Origin of the sequence: Duganella sp. CY15W (genome assembly GCF_009857555.1) — a bacterium.
GTDB lineage: Bacteria > Pseudomonadota > Gammaproteobacteria > Burkholderiales > Burkholderiaceae_D > Rugamonas > Rugamonas sacchari.
In genome coordinates this window covers 1,257,586-1,281,357 of sequence record NZ_WWCQ01000001.1, presented here as the reverse complement: position 1 = coordinate 1,281,357, position 23,772 = coordinate 1,257,586, and the positions used below count along the sequence as shown (strand labels likewise).

The window sequence follows — 23,772 nt, the reverse complement described above, 5'->3', positions numbered from 1 at the left end:
CCGCGGCTTAGCCGACGGCGGCCATGTCCGGATCGTTGCCGGCGCCGCGCGACAGCGCCTGGGACAGCGCCACCGCCACCACGCCGTCCGCACGCAGCACCTGCGCGCGGCCTTCGCCAAAGCGCCTGGCCAGCTCGTCGCCGGACATGGAGAACGCCTCCTGCCGCGCGGCGGTCGAGAAGATGTACAGCGTTCGGCGTGGACTGATCCACGCCAGTTTGACCTTGCGCTGACTGCCATCGTCCTGCGCGAATTCCAGCCACATGCCGCGTACCAGGCCATCGACTTCGACGATGGCGTCTTCAGCGCCGGGGTCGGGCGCCTGTTCGCTAAGTGCCTGCACTTCCGCTTCCGCCTTGGCCTGCAGTGCCAGCCGGCGCTCGGCCGCCTGCCGCGCGACCTGCATGGCAATCTCCACCTGGCGTTCGGGCGAGAGCTCCAGCGGCGCCCGAACGATGGACGCGTGACACTCGGCCAGTTCGGCAAAGAACTGCAACCGGTCGGCATCCTGCCACTTGATCACATCCAGCCATTTATTAAGCGTCGCGAGCAGGCCGGGCAATTTGGCGATGAGCTGCTTGCGTTCCTCCGGCTTGATCTTGGGACGCACGCTCCAGATCAGGTCATCCATGGTGCGGGTGGCGTTGTTGACGGCGCCCGGCTTGTCGTCCTCAATGCTGTAGGCGATGGTCAGCACGGCGCTCCAGCGCTGCTCGAGGAAGGCTTCCACCACGGCGATCACTTCGCCCGTACCGATCCGCAGCGCCACCGCGTTTTTGGCCAGCTTGTTCGACTCCGCCATTTTTTCCTGCTTGAGCGCGGCCGCGATGGGCGCGGCTATCGCGGCGGCAGCGGCCTTTTCTTCGGCCTGAATCTGCGCTTCCAGCTCGTTGACGGCTTCGGTGAACACCGACAGTTCGTGGTCGTAATCGCGGCCCACGCGGTCAACACTGCGCTGCATGGCCTGGAACAGCGGATCATCCGGGCCTTTGCGCTGCTCCCAGCCCATGCGCGACAACAGCTCCAGCAGGCGGCGGGCCGGATGCGCTTCCTGGAAGAAGAAGTTCTTGTCCACCAGCGCTGCCTTCAACACAGGGACCTGGAGGAAGCGTATGAGCTCGCGGATTTCCGGCGAAATGCTCTGGTCGCGGAACACGGTATCAAACACGGCCGACAGCAGATCAATGGTGCTCTCGTCGGTGCGCGACAAGCTCCCCTGCGGCATGCTTTGCTTCAGACTGGGCAGGTAGAACACATTGCCCGGGCCTGGCGCCGGCGCCGCTTTTTGCAGGTCCGCCAGATAGGACAACAAAGGCTGCCTGGCGCCGATCTGCGACTGCCGCTGAACCTCTTCATTGGTCGCCGCGCCAGTATGGAAGCCCTGCGCCGGTCCCTGCGCCCAGGCGCCGGCTGGCGTCACAGCGGTTGCGCGAGTTACCGCATTCGGCTTCCAGTGGCTGTCCGCGGTCAGCGCGGACGCGGGCAAATCCGGGATCGTCAAGTCCGCACCCTGCAGCATGCCGCTGGCGATGCCGTCGACAATCTGCCCGGCCGCCGATCCCGCCACATCACTGGCAGCAAAGAACTGGCGCAACTGCTGCGCCAGCGCCGCCTGATTGGTGCGCGACCTGGCGGCAGGCGATGCCGCGCCATCCGATTTGCGGCGCTGGTAGCCCTCCACCGGTCCCGGCAGCACGCCCTTGGTCTGCAAGGCCAGGCTCAGCGCCGCCAGCATCGGGCCGATCTCGATAAACATGCCGGGCTTGAGCAGCGGCTGCAGCAACCCGGCCGCCTCCTCTTCCGTATCGAACTCGCTCCACGCCTGCTGCAAGGCGGTGAGGAATACCTCCGGCCGGAACGGGTTCTGGTTGACGCGCAGGATCTCGCGGTCCAGCAGAAACGCCAGCCGCACGTTGAGCGTCTGCAGCGCATCCGCATACAGCGCTTCAAATGGCTTGCTGACGCCGCTCATGGCCACCTTGCTATCCATCTCTTCCAGCGACACCAGCGACAGTGGCCCGGCGGCGGCGCGCGCCTTGCCTTTGACGCCTGGCGCCAGCTCGGCGATCTCGCGCCGCAACGCTTTTTCCAGCGCAGTGGTGGCCAGATGCAGGAACGCATAGTTGCGGTTGCGTAGCTGATTACCGGCGCGGAGGCGCTGCTGTATCAGCCGCGCGTCGCCGTCCGTGGCGTCGATCAGCGCGCCGGCCAGCTTGTTGGCCAGGTCCAGGTACTGGTCGCCCGCATGCTTGACGGCGATGCCGATCAACTCCTCCAGCAAGGCATGCCGCGGCGACACCGTCTTGGGCGTGGTCAGCGGTGCGGCGGTTGTCGGCGTTGCAGTCATGGCGGCCTTGCGGAGTCAGGTCAGGCGTACCCTCACATTCTCACATTGCATTTCCATAAAGCAATGGATGAAAACCAAGTATGTGCAATTTTTGGTGTATTTTGCCGAGTTCCCGCAACGCCGGCCGACAAGCCATGCTCCTACACGCCACCAGGGGGTATTCCGATAGCTGGACTGCTGCTGAAAACGCATCATGGCGTCACCAGAAACGTTAAATCGTTTCTGGCGTTCTTTAACTTTCGTAAAGGAATCAAAATGAACGCGAATCAAAAAGGCAACAGCAACAGCAATAGTGGCAGCGGCAGCAAGCAAGGCTCCAACCAGGGCAGCAACAAGCAATCGGGCAACGCCGGTTCGTCCAGCGGCTCGCGTACCGGCACCCAGGGCGGCACCCATGAGCAGCATGTGGAAGCTGGCCGTCAAAGCCACAAAAATGACGGCAACAAGGCCGGCAACCGCTAAGTAGACATTCGGCGGTGCATGCGGCGCCTGGTGGCGCCGCATTTGTTTTCAGATATTGGTGATGCGTTGGCCGGCTGGCGGCACAAAGTCCTCCACCCCATTCACCAGATCGACCTTGAGCGCTTCCGCCGCCGTCAGGTGCAGGTCCGAATACTCATGCACGCGCCAGTGCTCATCACTGAGCTGAACATGGCTGCGCAGGATTTGCTCGGTGCGCGCATCGTCGGCCTGCAGGCCTTCCACGATAATGCGCAGCGCGTCAGGACGGGCGCCATGCGGCGCGCTGGCATGCGACTTGTGCACCATGAAGCGCGCGGTGTCGCTGGCATAGCGCTCGGCCCCGGCCAGGAACAGGATCACGGCAATCGACGCCACGGCGCCGGCGTTGTAGGTGACGATCTTGATCGGCAGCTTGCTCAGGTAGTTGTACAGGCAGATGCCATCGCTGACATAGCCGCCGTTGGACTGGATCAGGATATGGGCGGTCGTGATACGGTCTTCGCTCATGTCGGCAACCGCGTCAAACACGCGGCGCACCATGTCGCTGTTCACATCACCGGACAACGTGAACCACGCATGTCCCTCGTAAGTAGTTTGGTCTTGGCTCATCGGTGGGCTCTCAATTAGTGTGATTAATTCTAGCAAATTGTCGTTTTTACCGTTTTCCCCGCTTCATTCGTGCGCAAGGCGCCAAGATTGACTTTCATGCCCTTCTGGCATATATTCTCGAGTCTTGATCGGGAGAGGGCAAACCAGCGTTGCCGCCGAAGGGGCACTACCCAAAAACTCTCAGGCAAAAGGACCGGTCAAGGGGCCATAAAAAACGTGGCTCAAACTCTGGAGAGAGATTGCAGCAGCAATCCACCGAAGGGGCGTGCGGAAAACGAGGACATCCCCCGTTCCGCTATCTCTCAGGTACCAAGGACAGAGGGGTTGCAACATGATGGAATCATCGTCATTCCCTGTTAACCCCTTTTCGTTTGGACCGTACCATGACGCTCAAAGCTACTCCCCTCAATAACGCACACCGCGCTGCCGGCGCCCGCATGGTCGATTTCGGCGGCTGGGATATGCCAGTCAACTACGGTTCCCAAATCGAAGAGCACAACGCCGTGCGTACCGACGTCGGCATGTTCGACGTGGCCCATATGTGCGTGGTCGACATCAAGGGCGACAATGTGCGCACCTTCCTGCGCGGCCTGCTGGCCAACAACGTCGACAAGCTGCAGGTATCGGGCAAGGCGCTCTACTCCTGCATGCTGAACCCACAAGGCTTCGTGATCGATGACCTGATCGTCTACTTCATCAACGAGAGCTGGTTCCGCCTGGTGGTCAACGCCGGCACCGCAGAAAAAGACGTGGCCTGGATGCAGGCGCATAACCAGGCCACCGGCAGCGGCCTGACCATCACCCAGCGCCGCGACGGCGACAATGCCATGGCGCTGATCGCCGTGCAAGGCCCTAACGCCCGCGCCAAGGTATGGCAAGTGATCCCTGAATCGAAAGAAGGCACGGCGGACATGAAGCCGTTCAACGTGGCCTTCGCACAGAGCGCCACCTTCGGCGAAGCGATGATCGCCCGCACCGGCTATACCGGTGAAGATGGTTTCGAAATCGGCGTCGCCGCTGAACAGGCCGAGCACCTGTGGAACGCGCTGGTCGCCGCCGGCGTCAAACCGGCAGGCCTGGGCGCGCGCGACACGCTGCGCCTGGAAGCCGGCATGAACCTGTACGGCCAGGACATGGACGAAACCGTGAACCCGCTGGACGCCGGCCTGGCATGGACCATCGACCTGGTCTCCGAGCGCGACTTCATCGGCAAGGCAGCCCTGCAAGCCATGGGCCAGAACGCCCAGTTCGTGGGCCTGATCCTGCGCGAAAAAGGCGGCGTGCTGCGCGCCCACCAGAAAGTGGTGGTGGCGGGCACCGACGCCACCGGCGAAATCACCAGCGGCACCTTCAGCCCGACCATGCAGCAGGCGATTGCGCTGGCGCGCGTGCCGAATGGCGTCAACGTCGGCGACACCGTCCACGTCGAAATCCGCGACAAGAAACTGGCCGCGTCTGTGGTTAAATTGCCGTTCGTACGCAACGGCAAAATCCTGGCCGTATAAATCAACATATTTCACCTCTCGATCCTTGGAGCCTTACATGAACATTCCTGCAGACCTGAAGTACACCGAATCCCACGAGTGGGTACGCGCTGAAGCCGACGGCACTGTCACCGTTGGCATCACCGAGTACGCGCAGGACGCACTGGGCGATATCGTCTTCGTCGAGCTGCCAAAAGTCGGCACCACCTACGCCGCCGGCGACGACGCCGCTGTCGTGGAATCGGTCAAAGCCGCCAGCGACATCTACGCGCCAATCGCAGGCGAAGTCGTGGCCGTGAACGACGCCGTGGTCGACGCACCGGAATCGATCAACGAAGACGCTTACGCCAACTGGCTGTTCAAGATCAAGCCAGCCGATGCTGCCGCGATCAACGGCCTGCTGGACGCAGCTGCCTACGGCAACAACATCGGCGGCTAATCCACGCCACCAGGCCAGCCTTGCGCTGGCCTTTTTTGTTTTCCCCTCTCTCGTTAGCCCTGACAAATCATGACCCGCACCAGCCTGACCCAACTCGAAGCGCGCGACGCCTTCATCGCCCGTCACATCGGCCCTGACGCCGCCGAACAGCAGGAAATGCTGTCGGTACTCGGCTACGCCACGCGCGCAGCCCTGATCGACGCCATCGTGCCTGCCAATATCCGCAACAAGGCCGACCTGCCGCTGGGCGCTTACGCGCAGCCGATGCCGGAAAACGAAGCGCTGAACAAGCTGAAAAAAATCGCGTCGAAAAACAAGGTGCTCAAGTCGCTGATCGGCCAGGGCTACTACAACACGCTGACGCCTAACGTCGTCCTGCGTAACATTTTTGAAAACCCGGCCTGGTACACCGCGTACACCCCGTACCAGCCAGAGATCTCGCAAGGCCGACTGGAAGCCATCCTGAACTTCCAGCAGACCATCACCGACCTGACCGGCATGGGCATCGCCAACGCGTCGATGCTGGACGAAGGCACCGCTGCTGCGGAAGCCATGACGCTGATCCAGCGCGTGAGCAAATCGAAATCGAACGTGTTCTACGTTGCCGACGACGTGCTGCCACAGACCCTGGAAGTGGTGCAGACCCGCGCCAAGCCGCTGGAAATCGACGTCAAGGTATTCCATCCGGCCGAACTGGCTGCGGTGGGCGACTGCTTCGGCGTGCTGCTGCAATATCCAGGTGTGAACGGCAATGTGCGCGACTACAAGGCCGACGTGGAAGCCATCAAGGCCAAGGGCGCGATGGTGGTTGCCGCCGCCGACCTGCTGGCGCTGACCATGCTGACGCCACCGGGCGAATGGGGTGCGGACGTGGTGGTCGGTAACTCGCAACGCTTCGGCGTACCGCTGGGCTTTGGCGGCCCGCACGCCGGCTACATGGCGACCCGCGACGAATTCAAACGCTCGATGCCAGGCCGCCTGGTAGGCGTGACCATCGACGCGCAAGGCAACAAGGCTTACCGCCTGGCCCTGCAAACCCGCGAGCAGCACATCCGCCGCGAAAAAGCCACCTCCAATATCTGCACCGCACAGGTACTGCTGGCAGTGATGGCGTCGATGTATGCCGTCTACCACGGCCCGAAAGGCCTGCAGCAGATCGCCAAGCGCGTGCACCGCCTGACCGGCGTGCTGGCGTCGAACCTGAAGACCCTGGGCTATACCATCACCAACGACAGCTGGTTCGATACCCTGACCGTGTCGGTGAAAAACGCCGAACAGCTGCACGCATCGGCCCACTCGCATGGCGTCAACCTGCGCGTGATCGACGCCACCCACGTCGGCGTATCGCTGGACGAAACCACCACCCGCGAAGACATCGCGCTGCTGTGGACCGTGTTCTCGCACCCGGTCGGCGGCCCTGCCCACGGCCCGGACTTCGACACCGTGGAAGCTGCTGTCGAGCGTTCGTTCCCGGATGCGCTGGCCCGTACTTCCGCGTACCTGAGCCACCCGGTATTCAACCGCTACCACTCGGAAACCGAGATGCTGCGCTACCTGCGCTCGCTGGCCGACAAGGACCTGGCGCTGGACCGCACCATGATCCCGCTGGGTTCGTGCACCATGAAGCTGAACGCCACCAGCGAAATGATTCCAGTCACCTGGCCGGAATTCTCGACCATCCACCCGTTCGCGCCGGAAGCGCAAACCGTGGGCTACCGCGAGATGATCTCCTCGCTGGAAGAGATGCTGTGCGCTGTCACCGGCTACGCCGCCATTTCCCTGCAGCCTAACGCTGGTTCGCAAGGCGAATACGCCGGCCTGCTGGTGATCCAGGCTTACCACCAGTCGCGTGGCGAAGGCCACCGCAACATCTGCCTGATTCCATCGTCGGCGCACGGCACCAATCCGGCATCGGCTTCGATGGTTGGCATGCAGGTGGTGGTTACCGCCTGCGACGCCAACGGCAACGTGGACCTGGCGGACCTGAAAGCCAAGGCGGAACAGCACTCGAAGAACCTGGCCTGCGTCATGGTCACCTACCCTTCGACCCACGGCGTGTTCGAAGAAGGCATCCGTGAACTGTGCGAGATCATCCACAGCCACGGCGGCCAGGTCTACGTTGACGGAGCCAACATGAATGCACTGGTCGGCGTAGCTGCACCGGGCGCGTTCGGCGGCGACGTCTCGCACCTGAACCTGCACAAAACCTTCTGCATCCCGCACGGCGGCGGCGGTCCAGGCGTTGGTCCGATCGGCGTTGGCGCGCACTTGGCCAAGTTCCTGCCGAACCAGCGTTCGACCGGCTATATCCGCGACGACGCCGGCATCGGTTCGGTATCGGCCGCACCATACGGCTCGGCGTCGATCCTGCCTATCTCGTGGATGTACATTGCCATGATGGGCGCGGAAGGCCTGACCGCAGCAACCGAAACCGCAATCCTGAACGCCAACTACATCGCGCGCCGCCTGTCGCCGCACTTCCCTGTGCTGTACGCGGGCCACGATGGCCTGGTGGCGCACGAGTGCATCATCGACCTGCGTCCGCTGCAGGATGTCACCGGCATCTCGAACGAAGACGTGGCCAAGCGCCTGATGGACTTCGGCTTCCACGCACCGACCATGTCGTTCCCGGTACCGGGCACGCTGATGATCGAGCCGACCGAGTCGGAATCGAAGGTCGAGATGGACCGCTTCATCGACGCCATGATCGCGATTCGCGGCGAGATCGCCAAAGTGGAAAGCGGCGAATTCGACAAGCTGGATAACCCGCTCAAGTTCGCACCGCACACTGCGGAAGTGCTGACTGCCGATGTCTGGGACCGCAAGTACTCGCGTGAAGTGGCGGCCTACCCGGTGCCATCGCTGCGCAAGCAAAAGTACTGGCCGCCAGTCGGCCGTGCGGACAACGTCTACGGCGACCGTAACCTGTTCTGCGGCTGCGCGCCGATGAGCGACTACGAATAAGCTAGCCTCCACTAGCCCCAAAGCCCGGCCATGTGCCGGGTTTTTTTTATTTTATTTTTATCAAAAAGTGTTTGACTCGCTTACACCTGTCAGATATTCTTTACACATGAAATCAAAACATCTCACTGGTGATCGATTGCTGGCGACGCTGGCGGCGCTGTCGAACCCACACCGCTTGCGGGTGGTGGCGGCGCTGTCCACGGGTGGCCGCAACTACGTCAGCCAGCTGGCCCGTGAGCTGAATCTGAGCCGTCCCTTGCTGCACCTGCATTTGCAGAAGCTGGAGGAGGCTGGCCTGGTCACGAGTCAGATGGAGCTGTCGGACGACGGCAAGGCGCTGAATTACTTTGAAGTGGCCGATTTCGGCATCGAGCTGACCCCGGAGATGATCGCGGCGGCAGCGAAAACCCTGTCTAACAACTCTGAGAACTGAAGGTCATCATGTCTGAACATATCTACCTTTTGACGATCGGCCTGCCGCTGGCGACCGTGCTGCTGATCTTCGGCATGCGCTACCTGGCCGCCATGAAGCAGGCGCGCATCCGCTACGACAACGAGGAATCCTACCGCGAACTGGCGGAGAAAGCCGTCGCCGCGCAAGCAGAAACCGCAGCCGCACTGGCAGACCTCAAGGCCCGTGTGGCCAGCATCGAGAAAGTCCTGAAAGAAGTCGAATAATATAAACATCAACCAGAGGAGCCTGACCATGCCACACGTATCGCTGTTTCGCCTGTATTCGCTGAGAGCTGTCTATCTGATTATCGCGCTGGGTCTGGCGCTGGTGGTATGGCCAAGCGTGCTGCATCACGCCGAGCCGTGGGGCCTGTCGCAAGGCGTGGTCAAATGCATGCTGGCGGCCTTTAGTCTGCTGTGCGTCATCGGCATCCGCTACCCGCTGCAAATGCTGCCGGTGCTGATGTGGGAACTGACCTGGAAAACCATCTGGCTGCTGATCGTCGCCCTGCCCGCGTGGCAAAGCGGCACCATGGATGAAGCCACCATGGGCACCTTGATCGAATGCTCGGTCGCCATCATCATCCCGCTCGCCATGCCATGGGGTTACTTCTACGCCCACTACATCCAGAAAACCGGCGACCGCTGGCGCGCTGCCACCGCTTAGGTACGCACGGAGGCCAGCCGCAGGCGCACCACGCGGGGACTGCCGGCGGGGCGGCTGGTGTCGGGCGGCTCGGCGCCTTCGTCCAGTTTGAAGATGGCGACGGCTTCGGACAGATAAGCGGCCTGCCGTTGCAGGCTGCTCGCGGCGGCGGCGGCTTGCTGGACCAGCGCCAGGTTCTGCTGGGTGATCTGGTCCATGCTGACGATGGCCTGCTGCATGCCCAGCACACCTTGCGTCTGCTCGCCGCTGCTTGCGCCGATCTGACCGATGATCTCGCCCACCTGCCGCACGGTGGCCACGATTTCCGCCATATTGTCGCCCGCCTCCTCCACCGAGCGCGTGCCGCTATCGATAGCCACCGCCGACTCGCTCATCAACGCCTTGATCTCCTGCGCTGCCGACGCCGAACGTTGCGCCAGCGAGCGCACTTCGCCCGCGACCACGGCAAGTCCATGGCCATGTTCCCCCGCGCGCGCCGCTTCCACCGCCGCGCTCAGGGCCAGCATATGCGTCTGCACCGCCAGGCCATCGATCACGCCGACGACTTCCACCACCCGACGCGAACTGCCGCGTATCGATGCCATGGTCACCACCAGCCGCTGCACCACGCTGCCGCCACGCGCAGCGAAGCTGTTGGCGCAGTGTGCCAGCTGGCCCGCCAGTTCGGCATGCGATGCGGTCTGCGCCAGCTGACCGCTCATCAGCTGCATCGCTGCATCAGCGTCCTCCAGCGAACCAGCTTGCGTGCGGGTGCGGCGCGTCAGCACCGAGTTGCCCTGGGCGATCTCGCGCGAGGCATGGTCAATCGACTGCGCCGACGCCAGGATGGTTTTCAGCGTGGTGTTCAGATTACGGATGCTGGTGTCGAGCGCGCGCGAGGTTTCGGCGATTTCATCACGGCCATACACGCGCTGGCGGACGGTCAGGTTGCCCTCGGCCAGATCCACCGCCGCCGCACCGATCTCGCGCACTTCTTTGAGCATGGCGTTACGCACCGCCATCGTCACCAGCAGCGACAAGGCAATCGACAGCGCCACCACAATCGGCATCCAGGTCGACAGGATGCGGAAATCCATCTCCGCATCCGCGTAGGCGCGTTCGCTCAGGGACTGCTCCAGCCGCGACAGTTCTTCCAGCCGCTGCGCCACCACGTCAAACGCCCGCTCGGCCTTGGACATGGCGTTGGCAGCCATCGATTGATCGACCATCGCCAGCTCGATCACATCCTCCATTGCCTTCACATACAGCGTGTGCGCTGCTTGCGATTGCGCCACGAAGCGGCGTTCGGCGGGATCGGACTGGGTGGCCATCTCCAGCTGCGCGAACTGGCGGTCCAGTCCCGCATGGCGCAGATGAAGGTCGCGCACCAGCGCATCCACACGCGGCGTGGAAAAACTGGCGTTGATCCACGTGAGCAGCTGGTAAATTTCGGTATGCGCCTTGTGCGCGCCCGCCACCAGGTCGGCCGCTGCTTTCAAACGCACGGCGCGCTGCTGCACCATATTGTCCAGCGACTGGTTCTGGCGCAGCAGGCCCAGATAGGCGCCGGTTGACAGCACGATCAACAGGATCAGCACCACGCCTGGCGCCAGCAGCAGCTTGGGACCGATTTTCAGTTTGCTCAGCATAGTCTGCACGGCCGCTCAATGCTTGTAGATCCCGGCTTCCAGCGCAATGTCCTCCACCCGCAGCACATAGGTGCGCTTGGCCTCGACCTTGCCCGACTCCGGATTGCGGAACTTGTAATCGACCCAGCCACGGCCCGGGCCGCGGGCCAGCGCCAGCATCTCCTGGCGGAACAACTTGCCGTCCGCGTCGGGCACTTCCAGCAGGTTCTTGCCGATCAGCGCCGTGGTCGGATGGGCCACCGTGATGCCGTTCAGATCGCGCATCGCCAGATACAGCGCGCCCTGGTTGAACTCCGGGTCGCGGCTGTTAATCCGCGCGATCATCTCTGCCTTGCCATGCGCGCGCACGAATTGCGCGCCCTTCTCGGCCAGCGCCATCGCATCCTTCTCGCCGGGCGCCGCTTGCGCTGCACAGCACACCATCACACTGACGATCCAAGCACGCATGATTCCCCCTGGCTGCAAAGATGTTGTAATCTACGCTGGCCGCTAAGGCGCAATCTTGCGCTTGGTCAACTGACACAAAGTAACAACAGGAGCAATATGCAAGCATCGACCAAGGCAGCCTTGATATCGGCGCTGATCTTTCCCGGCCTGGGCCATCTGGCCTTGCAGCCACGGCGCGGCAAGCGCGGCCTGCTGTTCCTGGCGCCGGCCGTTGTGGCCGTGTTCTACCTGATAGGCAGCGTGCTGCGCCTGACCGACCAGTTGCTGGCCGAGCTCAACAGCGGTAAGCTGCCTTTCGATCCCATCGCCATCACCGAACGCATACACGCTTCCGGGATCGACAACCCGCTCACCAATCTGGCGTCGCTGGTCTGCCTGCTTTGCTGGGCAGGCGCGATTGCCGACGCTTTATGGCTGGGCCGCCGCACGCAGAACTAACCACCAGAAGGGATGCGCCATGAAACTGCTCAAGCTTGTCCTGCTGCTTCTCGTCGCCGGTAGCGCACTGGCGCAAACGGGCGGCATCCGCCGTACCGTGATCCAGAAAGCCGATGTCTCCATCCCCGGCCGCGAGGCGGTCGTCGCCAGGGTGGAGCTGGATGCGGGCGTTGCGGCGGGACGCCACTCCCATCCCGGCGATGAAATCAGCTATGTGCTGGAAGGCGAAGGCGAGCTGCTCATCGAAGGCGAAGACCCGCGCCGCCTGAAGGCAGGCGATTCCTTCGTCATCCCGGCGGGCACCATCCACGATGCCGTCAATACCGGCAAGGGACCGATGAAGCTGGTGGGCGTGTATGTGGTGGACAAAGGCAAGCCGCTGGCCACCGCAGCCAAGTAATGCTGTCATCACCGTTTCATCTGGGGACGCTACAGTAGCAGCCATACAAGAACAACTGCCGACCCGATGACCTTGCTGAACATCCTGCTCCGGCCGCGCACAGCGGCTGGTGTGGCTGGCGCCTGCGCGCTGGCTGTTATCTCCCAGCCCACTCACGCCGGCCGCCCGATGACGGTGGATGACGCCGCCATCGTCGCGCCCGGCCAGTGCCAGCTGGAGACTTACGCGCTGCGCGCAGATCAGCTTGAACAGTACTGGGCCACGCCGGCCTGCAATGTCGGCGGCAGCTGGGAACTCGCCGCCGGCGGCGCCTGGTCGGAAGAGGACAAGCGCACCACCCACTATGGCCGCTTACAGGCCAAGACCGTGTTCAAGCCATTGGAGGCGGGCGGCTGGGGGCTAGGCCTGGTGCTGGCCCATCAGTTCCGCGCCGGCCGTGGGCTGGACGGCGATCTCTCGGCCAACGTGCCGCTCAGCTTCTCGCTGCTGGACGATGGTGTGCTGCTGCACCTGAACGCCGGCGTGCAACGCGGACACGCAACGCACAAGGTCAATGCCACCTGGGGCGCCGGCGCCGCGTTCAAGCTCGATGAGCGCAACACGCTGAGCGCCGAAGTTTTCGGCCAGCAGCGCAACGGCGCCCGCTACCAGTTCGGCATCGCGCATGCGCTGATACCGGACCATCTGCAAATCGACGCCACCTGGGGCAACCGCATCACGCGTGGCGCCAGCGAACCGGTCGTCACGCTGGGCCTGGTCCTGCAAACCAATTAAGCCACGAGACGGCCCACCGGCAACACCGGCGGCAACTGCATCACATGCTGCCAGCGCAGACGCAGGCCAACCAGCGCCGCGATGCCCACAGCACTACCCACCCAGAACAGCGGCAATCCCGGATGATCTTGCGCGAACAAGGCCAGGGCGACGTACAGCAAAATCATCGTCGTCGTGCCGATAATTGCCAGCCAGTCGGTGGACTGGCGCTGCGTGGTAGCGTAATTGCGCAGCACCAGTCCGGTCAGCGGCAGCATCATCATGGCCAGCAGATAGGTCGTGCCACGCACTTCCAGCTTGCCTTGCGCGGCGATATCGATGGCCACAATCCCGAGCGAGCACAACAACCACAAGCGCAGCGTACGGAACAGCAAGGTCCGCATCAAACTACGGTTGCACCCTGCCAGAGCCGGCGCGGCCGGCGTCAACAGATACAGACTCTGCTCAGTCCCGTAACGGCCAGCACGGCTGATGATGCTGCTGATGTACATCAGCGCGCTCTGCATCAGCACACCTTGCATGGTCATGCAAATCACCAGCATGAAGACCGGATCTTTCGAAGCCGCCCAGTGGTGGGCAAACATCGCCATCACCACGGCACTGATGAGGACATAGGCGATGGTCACGCCATCATGCGCCGTCGTTCCCAGCGTATGCGCCATCTGGCGCCCCTGATCGGCTCCCTTGCGGCTGTCAGCGCGCAGCGCGGCGTTGTAGGGGCCACGCAGCCAGGCCAGCCAGCGGATACCGCCGCCAGGTTCGCTGTTCAGGAGTTCGCCACGGCTCATTGCCCGCTGCCGGGCCTGGCAGCTCAGCCAACGCCAGTGCTTGTCTCCGCCTTGCGGAAAAGCCGCCTGCAGCCCGAGCCAGCCCAGCCATATCAGCACGATGACGCCCAGGAAGGTCAACAGCGGCTCCCCCATCAGACCGGTGATGACATCGAGTATCGTGACGTTGCGGTTATTGATCGAAAAGATAACAATCATGATGAACGACGGCAGTGTATTCAGCCAGGCGTAGCGGCTTGTAAACAGGCTGTAGACGCCCAGAGCACCGCCAGTCAGCAGCACATACCCCGGATGCCCCAGCAACAGCCAGCCCAGCGCACCAGTGGCCAGGGTACAGCCGATGTACAGCAGCGCCGTCAAGCGCATCAGATTGGCACGCAGGCCCGGCACCAGCACCGCGTTCGCCGGCCGATTCTGCTGTATCGCGCTTTTAAGGAAAGAGCCGCACCACAGATAACCCAGACCGCAGATCAGCACCAGAAACAGCACATTGCCGAACACGGGCGCCCCCAGGTAATGGCTCGCGCCGAGTACGCCAGCGGCGCACAGCACCAGGCCCCAGCTCAGACGCTTCATCATGCGTCCCTGGCAATGGTCCAGCAGCATTTGCGACAGCAACTGGGTTTCCACGGCGTTCATTTGGTCACCTCGACAAACAGGTCTTCCAGACTCAGATTTTTACCTTCCAGCAATTCATCCAGCGCACCTTGCAAGACAATCTTGCCACCTTGCAAAAATGCCACATCCAGAGCTACGCGTTCCAGGTCGGACAAAATGTGGGTGGAGAACACCACGGTGGTGTCGCGCTCAATCACATCGCTGACCAGCTCCTGCAAGAAGTCGCGGCGGCCCACCGGGTCGAGACTGGCGACGGGTTCGTCCAGGACCAGCAATTTTGGATCATGCGCCAGCGCCCGGATGATGGACAGGCGCTGTTTCTCGCCGCCGGAAAGCTTGCTAATTTGCTTATGCGCGGATTCACCGGCAAAACCCCAGCGCTGCATCAGCCCCTCCACCTTGGCGTGATTCCAGCGCGGGTACAGGGCCTTGAAATACGCCAGGAGCTGCATTGGCGTCAACCACTCAAACAGCTCGGATTTTTGCGGCACATAACCGATATTGGCGCGGGCCGCCTCGCTTAATCCAGTGACCGGTTCGCCCAATAATCTGCTGCTGCCGACATCCGCTTCACGCAAACCCAGCAGGCATTCCAATAAAGTCGATTTACCGGCGCCATTACGGCCGAGTAATCCAATCACCTTGCCGGATTCAATATTCCAATTAACGCCTTGTAATACTTGCTGGCTGCCGAAAGCTTTATGCAGATTTGTCACTTCAACGACGGATGATTTCATTTACTCTCTCCCAGGATTTTCGCAAACAGCGCCATGACAGTTTCAGTATTCAATTCCAGTTGCCGTGCTTCCGCCGCAGCGCGTTCCAGCGTCGGTCTTAATAAGGCTTCCCGCTCCAGCTGTTGGTGAGCAGATGTTTTACCGTTCGCCACCAGCATGCCGATACCGCGTGCGCGGCTTAATAATCCCTCTGTCTCCATCATGTTATATGCCTTGGAAACAGTCATGGGATTGACAGCCAATGCCAGCGCCACATCGCGCACTGACGGCAATACATCACCGGGCTTTAATACTGCGGCCGCGATCAATCGACGCACCTGCTCGATTAACTGCCGGTAGATAGGATCGGATGAACCCGTCACTATTGAAAACAAGGAAGCAACATGAGTAGCCATGATGGTTGTATCTGTGTATTAGTTGATTAATACAGTAGACCCATACACCTGCACTGTCAAGCGAAGATTTTGTAACAGACCAAAGACTGGCGGGAACGCGCCAATTCCTGGCTTGAATGCAGGGGCTGGCGTACGCCAACGCACTGTGGAGTGAGATGCTTGAGGTGCATCAACCCAGGTCGCGGTACACTTGCTGTATGCGTATCGCTACTTTCAATATCAACGGCATAGGCGCCCGCCTCCCTGCCCTTTTGCAATGGCTGACAGAGACTCAGCCGGATGTCGTCTGCCTTCAGGAATTAAAAGCACCCCAGGAAAAATTCCCTGAGGCAGCGATTAACGACATAGGTTATCAGGCCATCTGGCATGGACAAAAGAGCTGGAATGGCGTCGCCATTCTGGCCCGGGGTCAACTGCCGATAGAAACCGGGCGCGGCCTCCCTGGCGATCCGGAAGATCTCCAAAGCCGGTATATTGAAGCGACGGTCAATGGCATATTAATCGGCGGATTATATCTACCAAATGGCAATCCCGCGCCCGGCCCCAAATTTGATTACAAACTTAAATGGTTTGAACGGCTGATTATTCACGCTGACAAATTAATCCAAAGCGGAACGCCAACCATACTTTGCGGTGACTTCAACGTCATGCCGACCGAACGCGATGTCTATAAACCCGAGCGCTGGGTGGATGATGCATTATTCCGGCCAGAGACGCGTGAGGCTTTTCACCGGCTGCTGGCACAAGGCTGGTGCGACGCACTGCGCACCATGCATCCGGACGAAAAGATTTACACCTTCTGGGATTATTTCCGCAATGCCTATGGCCGTGACGCAGGCCTGCGCATCGATCATTTATTGCTCAGTCCATCGCTAACGCCCGCCCTGAAAGCGGCCGAAGTCGACCGCGAAATACGGGGCCGGGAAAAACCCAGCGACCACGCACCCGTCTGGGTAGAGCTTGATTTAAGGAGACTGGGCTGATGGAGCAAAAATGGCCGCAGCAGCTGTGGCTAGTTCGCCACGGACAAAGCGCTGGCAATGTAGCGCGGGAGGTGGCCGAAGCCAGTCAACAGTTCCTGATCGACATAGCCGACCGCGATGTTGACGTGCCGCTATCCGACCTCGGCAAACACCAGGCCGCCGCCATGAGCGACTGGTTCCACGGCCTGGGGCCAGACGACCAGCCCAGCGTGATCCTGTTTTCGCCCTATGTGCGCGCCCGCGCCACCGCCCAGGCTGTGCTGGACCGGCTGGATCGCAGTCAACTGACCGCCGTGGCCGCAGACGAACGCCTGCGCGAGAAAGAATTCGGCATCCTCGACCGCCTGACACCGCTGGGTATCCGCGACAAATACCCGGAGCTGGCCGAGCAGCGCGCCCACGTCGGCAAATTCTACTTCCGGCCGCCAGGCGGCGAAAGCTGGTGCGACGTCATCTTGCGTCTACGCAGCGTAATAGACACCATCACCCGCGAATATCGCGGCGAACGCGTACTCATCGTCGCCCACCAAGTGATCGTGAACTGCTTTCGCTACCTGCTGGAACGACTGGATGAAGACGCCATTCTGGCCATCGACCGCGCCGGCGACGTGCCCAACTGCGGCATCACCGAATACCGCTTCGATCCCGCCGCCGGCAAGCACGGCAAATTAATGCTGGTACAAGCCAACTTCGTCGCCCCACTGGAAGATGCCGGCACGCCCGTCACCCACCAGAAAGACCAGCCCGCCGCGCCAAAATCATAAAAAATCCGGGGTCAGGTCCGTCATTTCTACACAAGCTGAGCCGTAAAGCGTGACTACGCTCGAGCTCGTGTAGAAATGGCGGACCTGACCCCGGAGTGTTTACAGCTTGGCGGAGTGTTCGCGGGTGGCGTGGAATTGCAGCTTCGGCCAGCGTTCTTGCGTCAGGCGCAGGTTGACGCTGGACGTGGCCAGATAGGCCAGGTTGCCCGCTGCATCGTAGGCGACGTTGTGACCCAGCTGGTCTTCGAAGTCGGACAAGGCTTTCTTGTCGTCGCTCGATACCCAGCGCGCGCTGCTGATGCTGGTGCCTTCGAATACGGCGTCAACCCCGTATTCGTTCAGCAGGCGGCTGGCGACCACTTCGAACTGCAGCACGCCGACCGCGCCCAGTACCAGCTCGCCGCCCTGCACCGGCTTGAAGACCTGTACCGCGCCCTCTTCGCCCAGCTGCTGCAGACCTTTGTGCAGCTGCTTGATTTTCAGCGGGTTGCGGATGCGGACCTGGCGGAAGAAGTCCGGCGCGAAGAATGGAATACCGGTGAAGGTCAGCATTTCGCCTTCGGAGAACGAGTCGCCGATCTGCATATTGCCGTGGTTAGGCAGGCCGATGATGTCGCCCGCGTATGCCTCTTCCACTTGCTCGCGCGTCGATGCCATGAAGGTCACCACCGAGGAGACCTTCACTTCACGGCCCAGACGCAGGTGCTTGACCTTCATGCCCCGCTCGAAACGGCCCGAGCACACGCGCAGGAAGGCGATACGGTCACGGTGCGCCGGGTCCATATTGGCCTGGATCTTGAACACGAAACCGGTGAACGGCTCTTCTTTTGGATCGACGGCACGCACGGTCGCATCGCGTTCGCGCGGTGCAGGCGCCCAGTCCACCAGCGCCGACAGGATCTCGCGCACGCCGAAGTTGTTGATCGCGGAACCGAAGAACACCGGCGTCTGCACACCGGCCAGGAATTCTTGCAGGTCAAACGGATGCGACGCACCTTTTACCAGTTCGACTTCCATGCGCAGCTGGTCCATCTCCAGCGGGAACATCTCCTGCAGGCGTGGATTGTCGATGCCTTCGATGAGTTCAAACGCGCCGTCGGCCCGCTCTTCACCGGCCTTGAACAGCATGATGGTGTCGTTGAGCAGGTGGTACACGCCGCGGAAGTTCTTGCCCATGCCGATTGGCCAGGTCACCGGCGCGCATTGGATCTTCAGCACCGACTCCAGCTCGTCCAGCAGTTCCAGCGGATCGCGAGTTTCGCGGTCCATCTTGTTCATGAAGGTGACGATCGGCGTATTGCGCATGCGGCAGACGTCGAGCAGCTTGATGGTCTGCGCTTCCACACCTTTGGCGGCGTCGATCACCATGAGCGCCGAGTCAACTGCGGTCAGCACGCGGTAGGTGTCTTCCGAGAAGTCCTGGTGACCCGGGGTGTCCAGCAGGTTGACCACGTGGTCGCGGAATTCGAACTGCATCACCGACGATGCCACCGAAATGCCGCGCTGCTTCTCGATCTCCATCCAGTCCGAGGTCGCATGACGGCCGGATTTACGGGCCTTGACGGTACCCGCCATCTGGATCGCGCCCGAGAACAGCAGCAGCTTTTCGGTCAGCGTGGTTTTACCCGCATCCGGGTGGGAGATGATGCCGAAGGTGCGGCGGCGTGCGACTTCGCGCGCGATCAGGGCTGGCGTCTTGGCGCTGGCGGAGGCTGATACGTCGTCGTTATTATCGGGGGTTACGTTTTCGTTATCGTTGACCATTTGTTGGCGATCTAAGGCGGTTCTGCAAACCCTCGATTATACCCGTTATTCTCCTTTAATACGACGCCATCCGACCCGGTGCGCCTCTGCCGTATCCAGTTCCTTGGTGCGGCTGGTGGCGTTGCTGCCGTCGGCGAAGGTGGTAATCAGTTTCAACTGGCCGCTTGGCAGGCGCACGATGATGAAGCCCACCGCCGCCGAGGTGCTGGACAACGTGGTGCCGGCCGGGTCGCCATTCACGCCCTGCCCCGTGCAGACGTCCACCTGGTACAGATTGCTGGTGCCGCCCACCGAACACGCCGACGATGACGACGGAATATTGGTAATCACATTCACCACGCCGCTGACGATCTGCGGGTCGAGGTTCATGCGTTCGCCGGGATTCAGGTTCCAGTTGAAGTACCAGCCGTCCTTCTGACTCAGGTCGACCGGGTTGCTGGTAACGGCATAGGTCACCACATTGCTGGACGAGCCTTGTACGCTGAGTATCTGCTGCACCAGGTTGGAACTCGGGATGGTGCCCAGCGCAGTGCCGCTGTCTTTCAGGCCGAACAGGCTTTGCACTGCAGTGTTGGAGGTATCCGGCACGTCCAGCAGCCGCCCCGTGCCGAACACCACGACGCGCGTGGCCGTGGTGCGCGTGGTCGAGACTCCGGAAGCGTCGGTGGTGGTGACCGGCACGCCGCACAGTGTCACATCCGGCCGCGTGGTGATAGGCTTGGTGGTGCCGGCGTCGCCCATTTTCAGCACCGTGACCGCGCCCGTGGTGGCGGTCAGGTCGAAACGCCACATCTGGCCCAGCACATCGCCACCATAGACGTAGGTGACCGTGGCGTCGGCGAGCGGATCGCTGCTGATGGCGGTAATCTTCGCCAGCCCCGATGGCGTGGTGGTATCGCCGGAATTGGTTTTGGCACGCGCCAGCACATTGCCGGTCGCCGCTTCGACGATGAACAGCATGCCGGTGCCGGTGCCGGTGCTCACGCCGTCCGTGCCGGGGATGTTGTTGTAGCCCGAGGTGAGGAACACCACCCATTTGCCCTGCCAGATGCCGAATTGCGGGTTGCCGAAGCTCAGCCCCAGTTCATCTTCGTGGTGCTGCGGGCAGACGGCGGCATCGGCGCACAGTTCCCACATCACCTTGGGCGCGGTAGGGTCGGTGACATCCAGCGCATAGTAGCCGCGGCCACCGGCATTCAGGCCGCCGACCAGCATGGTGCGCCAGGCGCCGTTGATCTTGACGTCTGCGACTTCCGGCGAGCCGTCCGCAGTGAACTGGTGGTTGGTGCCGTAGGTGGTGCTGGCCAGCGCCGCCAGTTTACTCATCACGATGCGCGGCACGTAGGCCCAGCGCTCGTTGCCGGTGGCGCCGTCGAACGCGTGCAGCATGCCGTCGTTGGCCGCGACAAACACTGTGCCAGGACGGTTGGCGTAAGCAGTTTTGTAGTCGGTGTACGCCAGATCCGGGTAGTTGTTGTGGGGTTCGCGCAGATAGGCAGGCTTGGATGAGGCGATATCGCCGATCACGATGGGCACCGCGGCGCCAGTGGAATCGGTCGTGGTGCTGTACGCGCGGAACAGGTTGTCGTCCGCATAATCCTGCACGCCGCGCAGCCAGTTGACCATGTTGACGCCGTTGTTCACGGTTGCCTTGTCGGCGGCGGACAACAGCGTGCATTGCGCCAGGATGCTGCATTTGTTGGCGAACCAGGCCTGGGTGGCGCCATCCATTACGCCAAACGAGAAGTTCACGGGCGCCGTTCCCGGCGCCTGCGAGGACTGCATCATCAGAATCTTGCGCGTGGCGATGGTTTTGCCGACGGTGCTGCTGGTGCTCCAGGCCGGATTCTGAATCACCGCGCCGGTGGTGGTGTCGATCTTGCGGTCAGTCAGTTCGCCATACCAGCGCACCGTGGTGAAGGTGGCGGAGAAAATGTCATTGTCGGTCAGCGTGATATTCGGTGTCGATGTCGCCGCCGCCGCTGCCGCGCCGGTACGCACCTGCATATTGGACAGCGCCTCGCGCAGGCCATTCACCACGTCTTTCGGGTCCTGTGCGCTGAAGTATTTGCCGTGGCCATTGATGGCGGCATGCCACAAGTCGTCGACCCGCTCCTGCACCGTGCTGGCCGTATTAGTGACGTCCGGGTCGGGCCAGACGTAGGCGCCACCACTGTTCCACGGACATCCCGTCGGCACCTGGGTAATCAGGTTGTAGAAATCGCCGCCTGACCTGGGCGCGGTGTCGTAGTTCGGCTCATACGTCATCACGCCGTCCACGCCCAGGCCCAGCGTGTAGGTGTTCATATGCAGGTGCGTGTTTTCGCCATTGGCTGCGGGGACGGAGCCGGGCTTGGTCATATCGGGTTCCAGCGCGGGCCGCAGCGAGATGGTGGTAGTGCTGGAACCGCCGTTGTACCAGTGCAGTGCAACGTCGGAAATCGACGGCTGGCTTTGCGCGCGCGGGTCCACGCAGCCGGACGAGATGGTGCAGAAGCGCGCCGCATTCTCCACGTTGTCGTTGTTGACGACATTGCTGGTGCTACTGCCGTTCCAGTAGCCGTCCGTGGTCAGTATCATGAAGTTGGGCTGGCACGGGAACTGCACCACTTCCTGTCCTGCCGCGTAGTTATATGGCGACAGGTTGGCGAACATGCGGCCGACATTGTCCATCGCGGTGCGGATCGGCGTGGAACCGGATGTCGTCGTGTTGTACAGCGTGGTGTACCAGGTCGAGCGCGCGCTGCCGGTGAAGTCGGCTGGTTTCAGGTCCATCGCGGCGCCGGCGCCCGCATTGGAGAGTTTGACGTAACCCACTTTGTAATTGGCGGTAATCGGCGAGAACGCAATGCCCAATGAGGTCTTCATCATTTGCAAGCGGCTCTTGTAGTACACATACCAGTTGGCGAAGTTGTTCATCTCTTCGGCATAGGTACAGGCGGCGCCAGCGCAGTCGATGCGGTCTACGGATTTCGGATAGGTCTGGCCGCTGACGATGTTCACGCGTACAAACGGATTGGGTGCGCCGGAGCCTGCGGACAAGGAAGCCGTGGTGGTGGAAATGGTGTCCATCGCGGCAGCTGTCGCGGTATAGCTTAATGTACCGGCGGAAGTCACACTGGCGATCGTGATGGCGCCCGTATTGGTTGCGGCGCCACTATCCACGACGCATACGCTGTTGGCCGGCAGCGTGATGACGCAGTTGCTGTTACCGGTGACGTAGGCTTTGTAGGTGCCGCCGGTGCCGATCTGGTTGGCTACCAGGGTGGCGACGTTGGCGGCGGATTTGCTCTGGCCCAGCGTCAGGCTGTTGAACAAGGTGGTCGTGCTGCTGGCGACATACCTGGTTGTCCCCAGCGCGGGCGAGCCACTGCTGGCGGTGGTTCCGGTGAACGTGAGATAGGCTGGCGCCACGCGCGCGGTGGTGGCCGTCACCGTAAAACCCCAGCCGGCGCGCGAGTTGTCGTTGACCGTGACGCAGTTGGTCAGGCTCTTGGAACCGGTACAGGTCACCGGCACCACCGCGACGATGTTATCGGCCGATAGCGTAATCCCGAACACACTGCACGCCGGCACGGTGGCTTGCCCGGTAGGCGTTTTCACGCAGGCATAGTATTGGTTGGTGGTGGTGCGCGCGATGATGTTGGCGGCGACGGTGCTGGCCAGCGTCTGCTGCTTCAGCGTGGTATTGGTACCGGTGGCGGCGGTCATGCTGCCGCTGGTGATGTTGACGCTGCCGCCCGATTCGGCGATCGCAATATTGGTGATGCTCAGCGACGTGGCGCTGGACGAGGCGCCAATCGCAATCGTGCCATACGAAGCGATGGCGCCGGATGGCGACGAGTAGCCGGGATAGATAAAGCTGCCGACCCGCTTGCCCTGGCATTGCGTCAGCAGTTTGTCGCTGCACCAGCGTACCTTCACCGGCACCGGAAAGCCACTGGGTGCGGCTGCGCCGATCGAGGTCGATTTGCAGTTCTTCATGGTGTCGTCCACACAGAACTGGCCGACGCCGACGGTGTAGTAGTAAGGGCCGGTGGTGATATCGATTGGCGTCTTGTACGTCGCGTCGGGGTAGCTGTAAGTCGAGGTGTTGAACTGGCAGGAGCTGGCACTGCTGGAGGTACACCACTTCAGGTCCGGAAAACCGGTCACCAGATTGATGTTGTTGCTGCCCGTGTTGCCAAACAGGTCTGCGCGGCGCGCGCCAAAACCGTCATTGCTGACCACCGTCCAGTTGGAGGTGTTGGCGGCATTCTGCTCGGGATAGAAGGTGCCGTCGGCCTTGATCGGCACCTGGTAGTGTATCGCCGGATTGTAGTACTGCTTGTTGAAGTCGGGACTCATGAACGGTGGATGGCCCACATTGCAGGCCATGACGCCCGCCTGCAGCGAGACATTGCTGCGGCATAGATTGTCGTTGACGTAGTCCGGCGTGTAGGTCTGGTCCATCGACCCGGAATTGTCGAACAACAGCATCAGATTGGGCTTGACGGTGCCCGTGCCGGTGATATTCAGCAGCGGTACCTGGGCGATCTGGGTAGGCGCGGCCAGCACCGGCAAAGCGACCAACAGCGCCAGCAAGGAAAGTAGCTTCTTCATGATGAATCC

Annotated in this window: 21 protein-coding genes and 2 riboswitches; of the genes, 12 read left to right on the top strand and 9 right to left on the bottom strand. The window is 61.7% G+C overall.

Annotated features, from left to right (window positions below; translation table 11 throughout):
• Positions 1–7 precede the first annotated feature (7 nt).
• Complete coding sequence (locus tag GTP58_RS06060) at positions 8–2,347, bottom strand: DUF1631 family protein (RefSeq protein WP_161076657.1); 2,340 nt, start codon at positions 2,345–2,347, stop codon at positions 8–10.
• A gap of 255 nt (positions 2,348–2,602) precedes the next feature.
• Between GTP58_RS06060 and GTP58_RS06055 the strand changes: the two genes are divergently transcribed.
• A complete protein-coding gene (locus GTP58_RS06055; protein ID WP_161076656.1) occupies positions 2,603–2,809 on the top strand; it encodes a hypothetical protein in 207 nt (68 codons plus the stop codon).
• A 48-nt stretch (positions 2,810–2,857) separates the two neighbouring features.
• Here the strand turns inward: GTP58_RS06055 and GTP58_RS06050 are convergent, their stop codons facing one another.
• Positions 2,858–3,418 carry an ATP-dependent Clp protease proteolytic subunit gene (locus GTP58_RS06050; RefSeq protein WP_072784408.1) on the bottom strand — a complete coding sequence of 187 codons (561 nt, stop codon included), beginning with the start codon at positions 3,416–3,418 and terminating at the stop codon, positions 2,858–2,860.
• Between the two features lie 119 nt (positions 3,419–3,537).
• Positions 3,538–3,624, top strand: a riboswitch (glycine riboswitch).
• A 12-nt stretch (positions 3,625–3,636) separates the two neighbouring features.
• Positions 3,637–3,747, top strand: a riboswitch (glycine riboswitch).
• Between the two features lie 54 nt (positions 3,748–3,801).
• On the opposite strand from GTP58_RS06050, the gene gcvT reads away from it, so the two are divergent.
• The 6 genes from gcvT (at position 3,802) to GTP58_RS06020 (ending at position 9,425) form a co-directional block, all read left to right on the top strand.
• Positions 3,802–4,923, top strand: a complete 1,122-nt coding sequence (gene gcvT / locus GTP58_RS06045; RefSeq protein ID WP_161076655.1) for a glycine cleavage system aminomethyltransferase GcvT — start codon at positions 3,802–3,804, stop codon at positions 4,921–4,923.
• A 37-nt stretch (positions 4,924–4,960) separates the two neighbouring features.
• Positions 4,961–5,341: a glycine cleavage system protein GcvH gene (gcvH, locus tag GTP58_RS06040; protein WP_161076654.1), complete on the top strand. Its 381-nt coding sequence runs from the start codon at positions 4,961–4,963 to the stop codon at positions 5,339–5,341.
• 69 nt (positions 5,342–5,410) lie between these two features.
• Positions 5,411–8,305 (top strand): aminomethyl-transferring glycine dehydrogenase, encoded by a 2,895-nt coding sequence (gene gcvP / locus GTP58_RS06035; protein WP_161076653.1) that lies wholly within the window; start codon positions 5,411–5,413, stop codon positions 8,303–8,305.
• A 106-nt stretch (positions 8,306–8,411) separates the two neighbouring features.
• The gene (locus GTP58_RS06030) at positions 8,412–8,738 is read left to right on the top strand and encodes a helix-turn-helix domain-containing protein (protein WP_072784405.1); all 327 of its coding nucleotides are present in this window, start codon (positions 8,412–8,414) and stop codon (positions 8,736–8,738) included.
• 8 nt (positions 8,739–8,746) lie between these two features.
• Positions 8,747–8,983, top strand: coding sequence for a hypothetical protein (locus tag GTP58_RS06025; protein ID WP_161076652.1), 237 nt, complete (start codon positions 8,747–8,749; stop codon positions 8,981–8,983).
• A gap of 28 nt (positions 8,984–9,011) precedes the next feature.
• Positions 9,012–9,425: a hypothetical protein gene (locus GTP58_RS06020; RefSeq protein ID WP_161076651.1), complete on the top strand. Its 414-nt coding sequence runs from the start codon at positions 9,012–9,014 to the stop codon at positions 9,423–9,425.
• Here GTP58_RS06020 and GTP58_RS06015 read toward each other — a convergent pair.
• Positions 9,422–11,053 (bottom strand): methyl-accepting chemotaxis protein, encoded by a 1,632-nt coding sequence (locus GTP58_RS06015; protein ID WP_161077277.1) that lies wholly within the window; start codon positions 11,051–11,053, stop codon positions 9,422–9,424. The genes GTP58_RS06020 and GTP58_RS06015 overlap by 4 nt on opposite strands.
• 15 nt (positions 11,054–11,068) lie before the next feature.
• Complete coding sequence (locus tag GTP58_RS06010) at positions 11,069–11,500, bottom strand: cache domain-containing protein (RefSeq protein WP_161076650.1); 432 nt, start codon at positions 11,498–11,500, stop codon at positions 11,069–11,071.
• A 96-nt stretch (positions 11,501–11,596) separates the two neighbouring features.
• Between GTP58_RS06010 and GTP58_RS06005 the strand changes: the two genes are divergently transcribed.
• From GTP58_RS06005 to GTP58_RS05995, 3 genes are all read left to right on the top strand, one after another.
• The gene (locus GTP58_RS06005) at positions 11,597–11,938 is read left to right on the top strand and encodes a hypothetical protein (protein WP_161076649.1); all 342 of its coding nucleotides are present in this window, start codon (positions 11,597–11,599) and stop codon (positions 11,936–11,938) included.
• Positions 11,939–11,957: 19 nt separating this feature from the next.
• The gene (locus tag GTP58_RS06000; RefSeq protein WP_161076648.1) at positions 11,958–12,338 is read left to right on the top strand and encodes a cupin domain-containing protein; all 381 of its coding nucleotides are present in this window, start codon (positions 11,958–11,960) and stop codon (positions 12,336–12,338) included.
• 66 nt (positions 12,339–12,404) lie between these two features.
• Positions 12,405–13,112, top strand: a complete 708-nt coding sequence (locus tag GTP58_RS05995) for a hypothetical protein (RefSeq protein ID WP_161076647.1) — start codon at positions 12,405–12,407, stop codon at positions 13,110–13,112.
• On the opposite strand, the gene GTP58_RS05990 is transcribed toward GTP58_RS05995, so the two are convergent.
• The 3 genes from GTP58_RS05990 to GTP58_RS05980 are packed head-to-tail and all read right to left on the bottom strand — an operon-like array spanning position 13,109 to position 15,650.
• Positions 13,109–14,539, bottom strand: coding sequence for a hypothetical protein (locus tag GTP58_RS05990; protein WP_161076646.1), 1,431 nt, complete (start codon positions 14,537–14,539; stop codon positions 13,109–13,111). The two genes, GTP58_RS05995 and GTP58_RS05990, sit on opposite strands and share 4 nt — an antisense overlap.
• Positions 14,536–15,255, bottom strand: coding sequence for an ABC transporter ATP-binding protein (locus GTP58_RS05985; protein WP_161076645.1), 720 nt, complete (start codon positions 15,253–15,255; stop codon positions 14,536–14,538). Before GTP58_RS05985 ends, GTP58_RS05990 begins: the two co-directional genes overlap by 4 nt.
• Positions 15,252–15,650 carry a GntR family transcriptional regulator gene (locus GTP58_RS05980; protein WP_072784394.1) on the bottom strand — a complete coding sequence of 133 codons (399 nt, stop codon included), beginning with the start codon at positions 15,648–15,650 and terminating at the stop codon, positions 15,252–15,254. Before GTP58_RS05980 ends, GTP58_RS05985 begins: the two co-directional genes overlap by 4 nt.
• A gap of 197 nt (positions 15,651–15,847) precedes the next feature.
• Between GTP58_RS05980 and xth the strand changes: the two genes are divergently transcribed.
• Together xth and GTP58_RS05970 are read left to right on the top strand one after the other, a co-directional pair.
• Positions 15,848–16,633, top strand: coding sequence for an exodeoxyribonuclease III (gene xth, locus GTP58_RS05975; RefSeq protein ID WP_161076644.1), 786 nt, complete (start codon positions 15,848–15,850; stop codon positions 16,631–16,633).
• On the top strand, positions 16,633–17,397 hold the full coding sequence (locus tag GTP58_RS05970) for a histidine phosphatase family protein (RefSeq protein WP_161076643.1): 765 nt from the start codon (positions 16,633–16,635) through the stop codon (positions 17,395–17,397). Before xth ends, GTP58_RS05970 begins: the two co-directional genes overlap by 1 nt.
• A gap of 99 nt (positions 17,398–17,496) precedes the next feature.
• On the opposite strand, the gene GTP58_RS05965 is transcribed toward GTP58_RS05970, so the two are convergent.
• The gene (locus tag GTP58_RS05965; RefSeq protein ID WP_161076642.1) at positions 17,497–19,161 is read right to left on the bottom strand and encodes a peptide chain release factor 3; all 1,665 of its coding nucleotides are present in this window, start codon (positions 19,159–19,161) and stop codon (positions 17,497–17,499) included.
• Between the two features lie 45 nt (positions 19,162–19,206).
• Positions 19,207–23,763: a PilC/PilY family type IV pilus protein gene (locus GTP58_RS05960; protein ID WP_161076641.1), complete on the bottom strand. Its 4,557-nt coding sequence runs from the start codon at positions 23,761–23,763 to the stop codon at positions 19,207–19,209.
• Between the last annotated feature and the right edge of the window lie 9 nt (positions 23,764–23,772).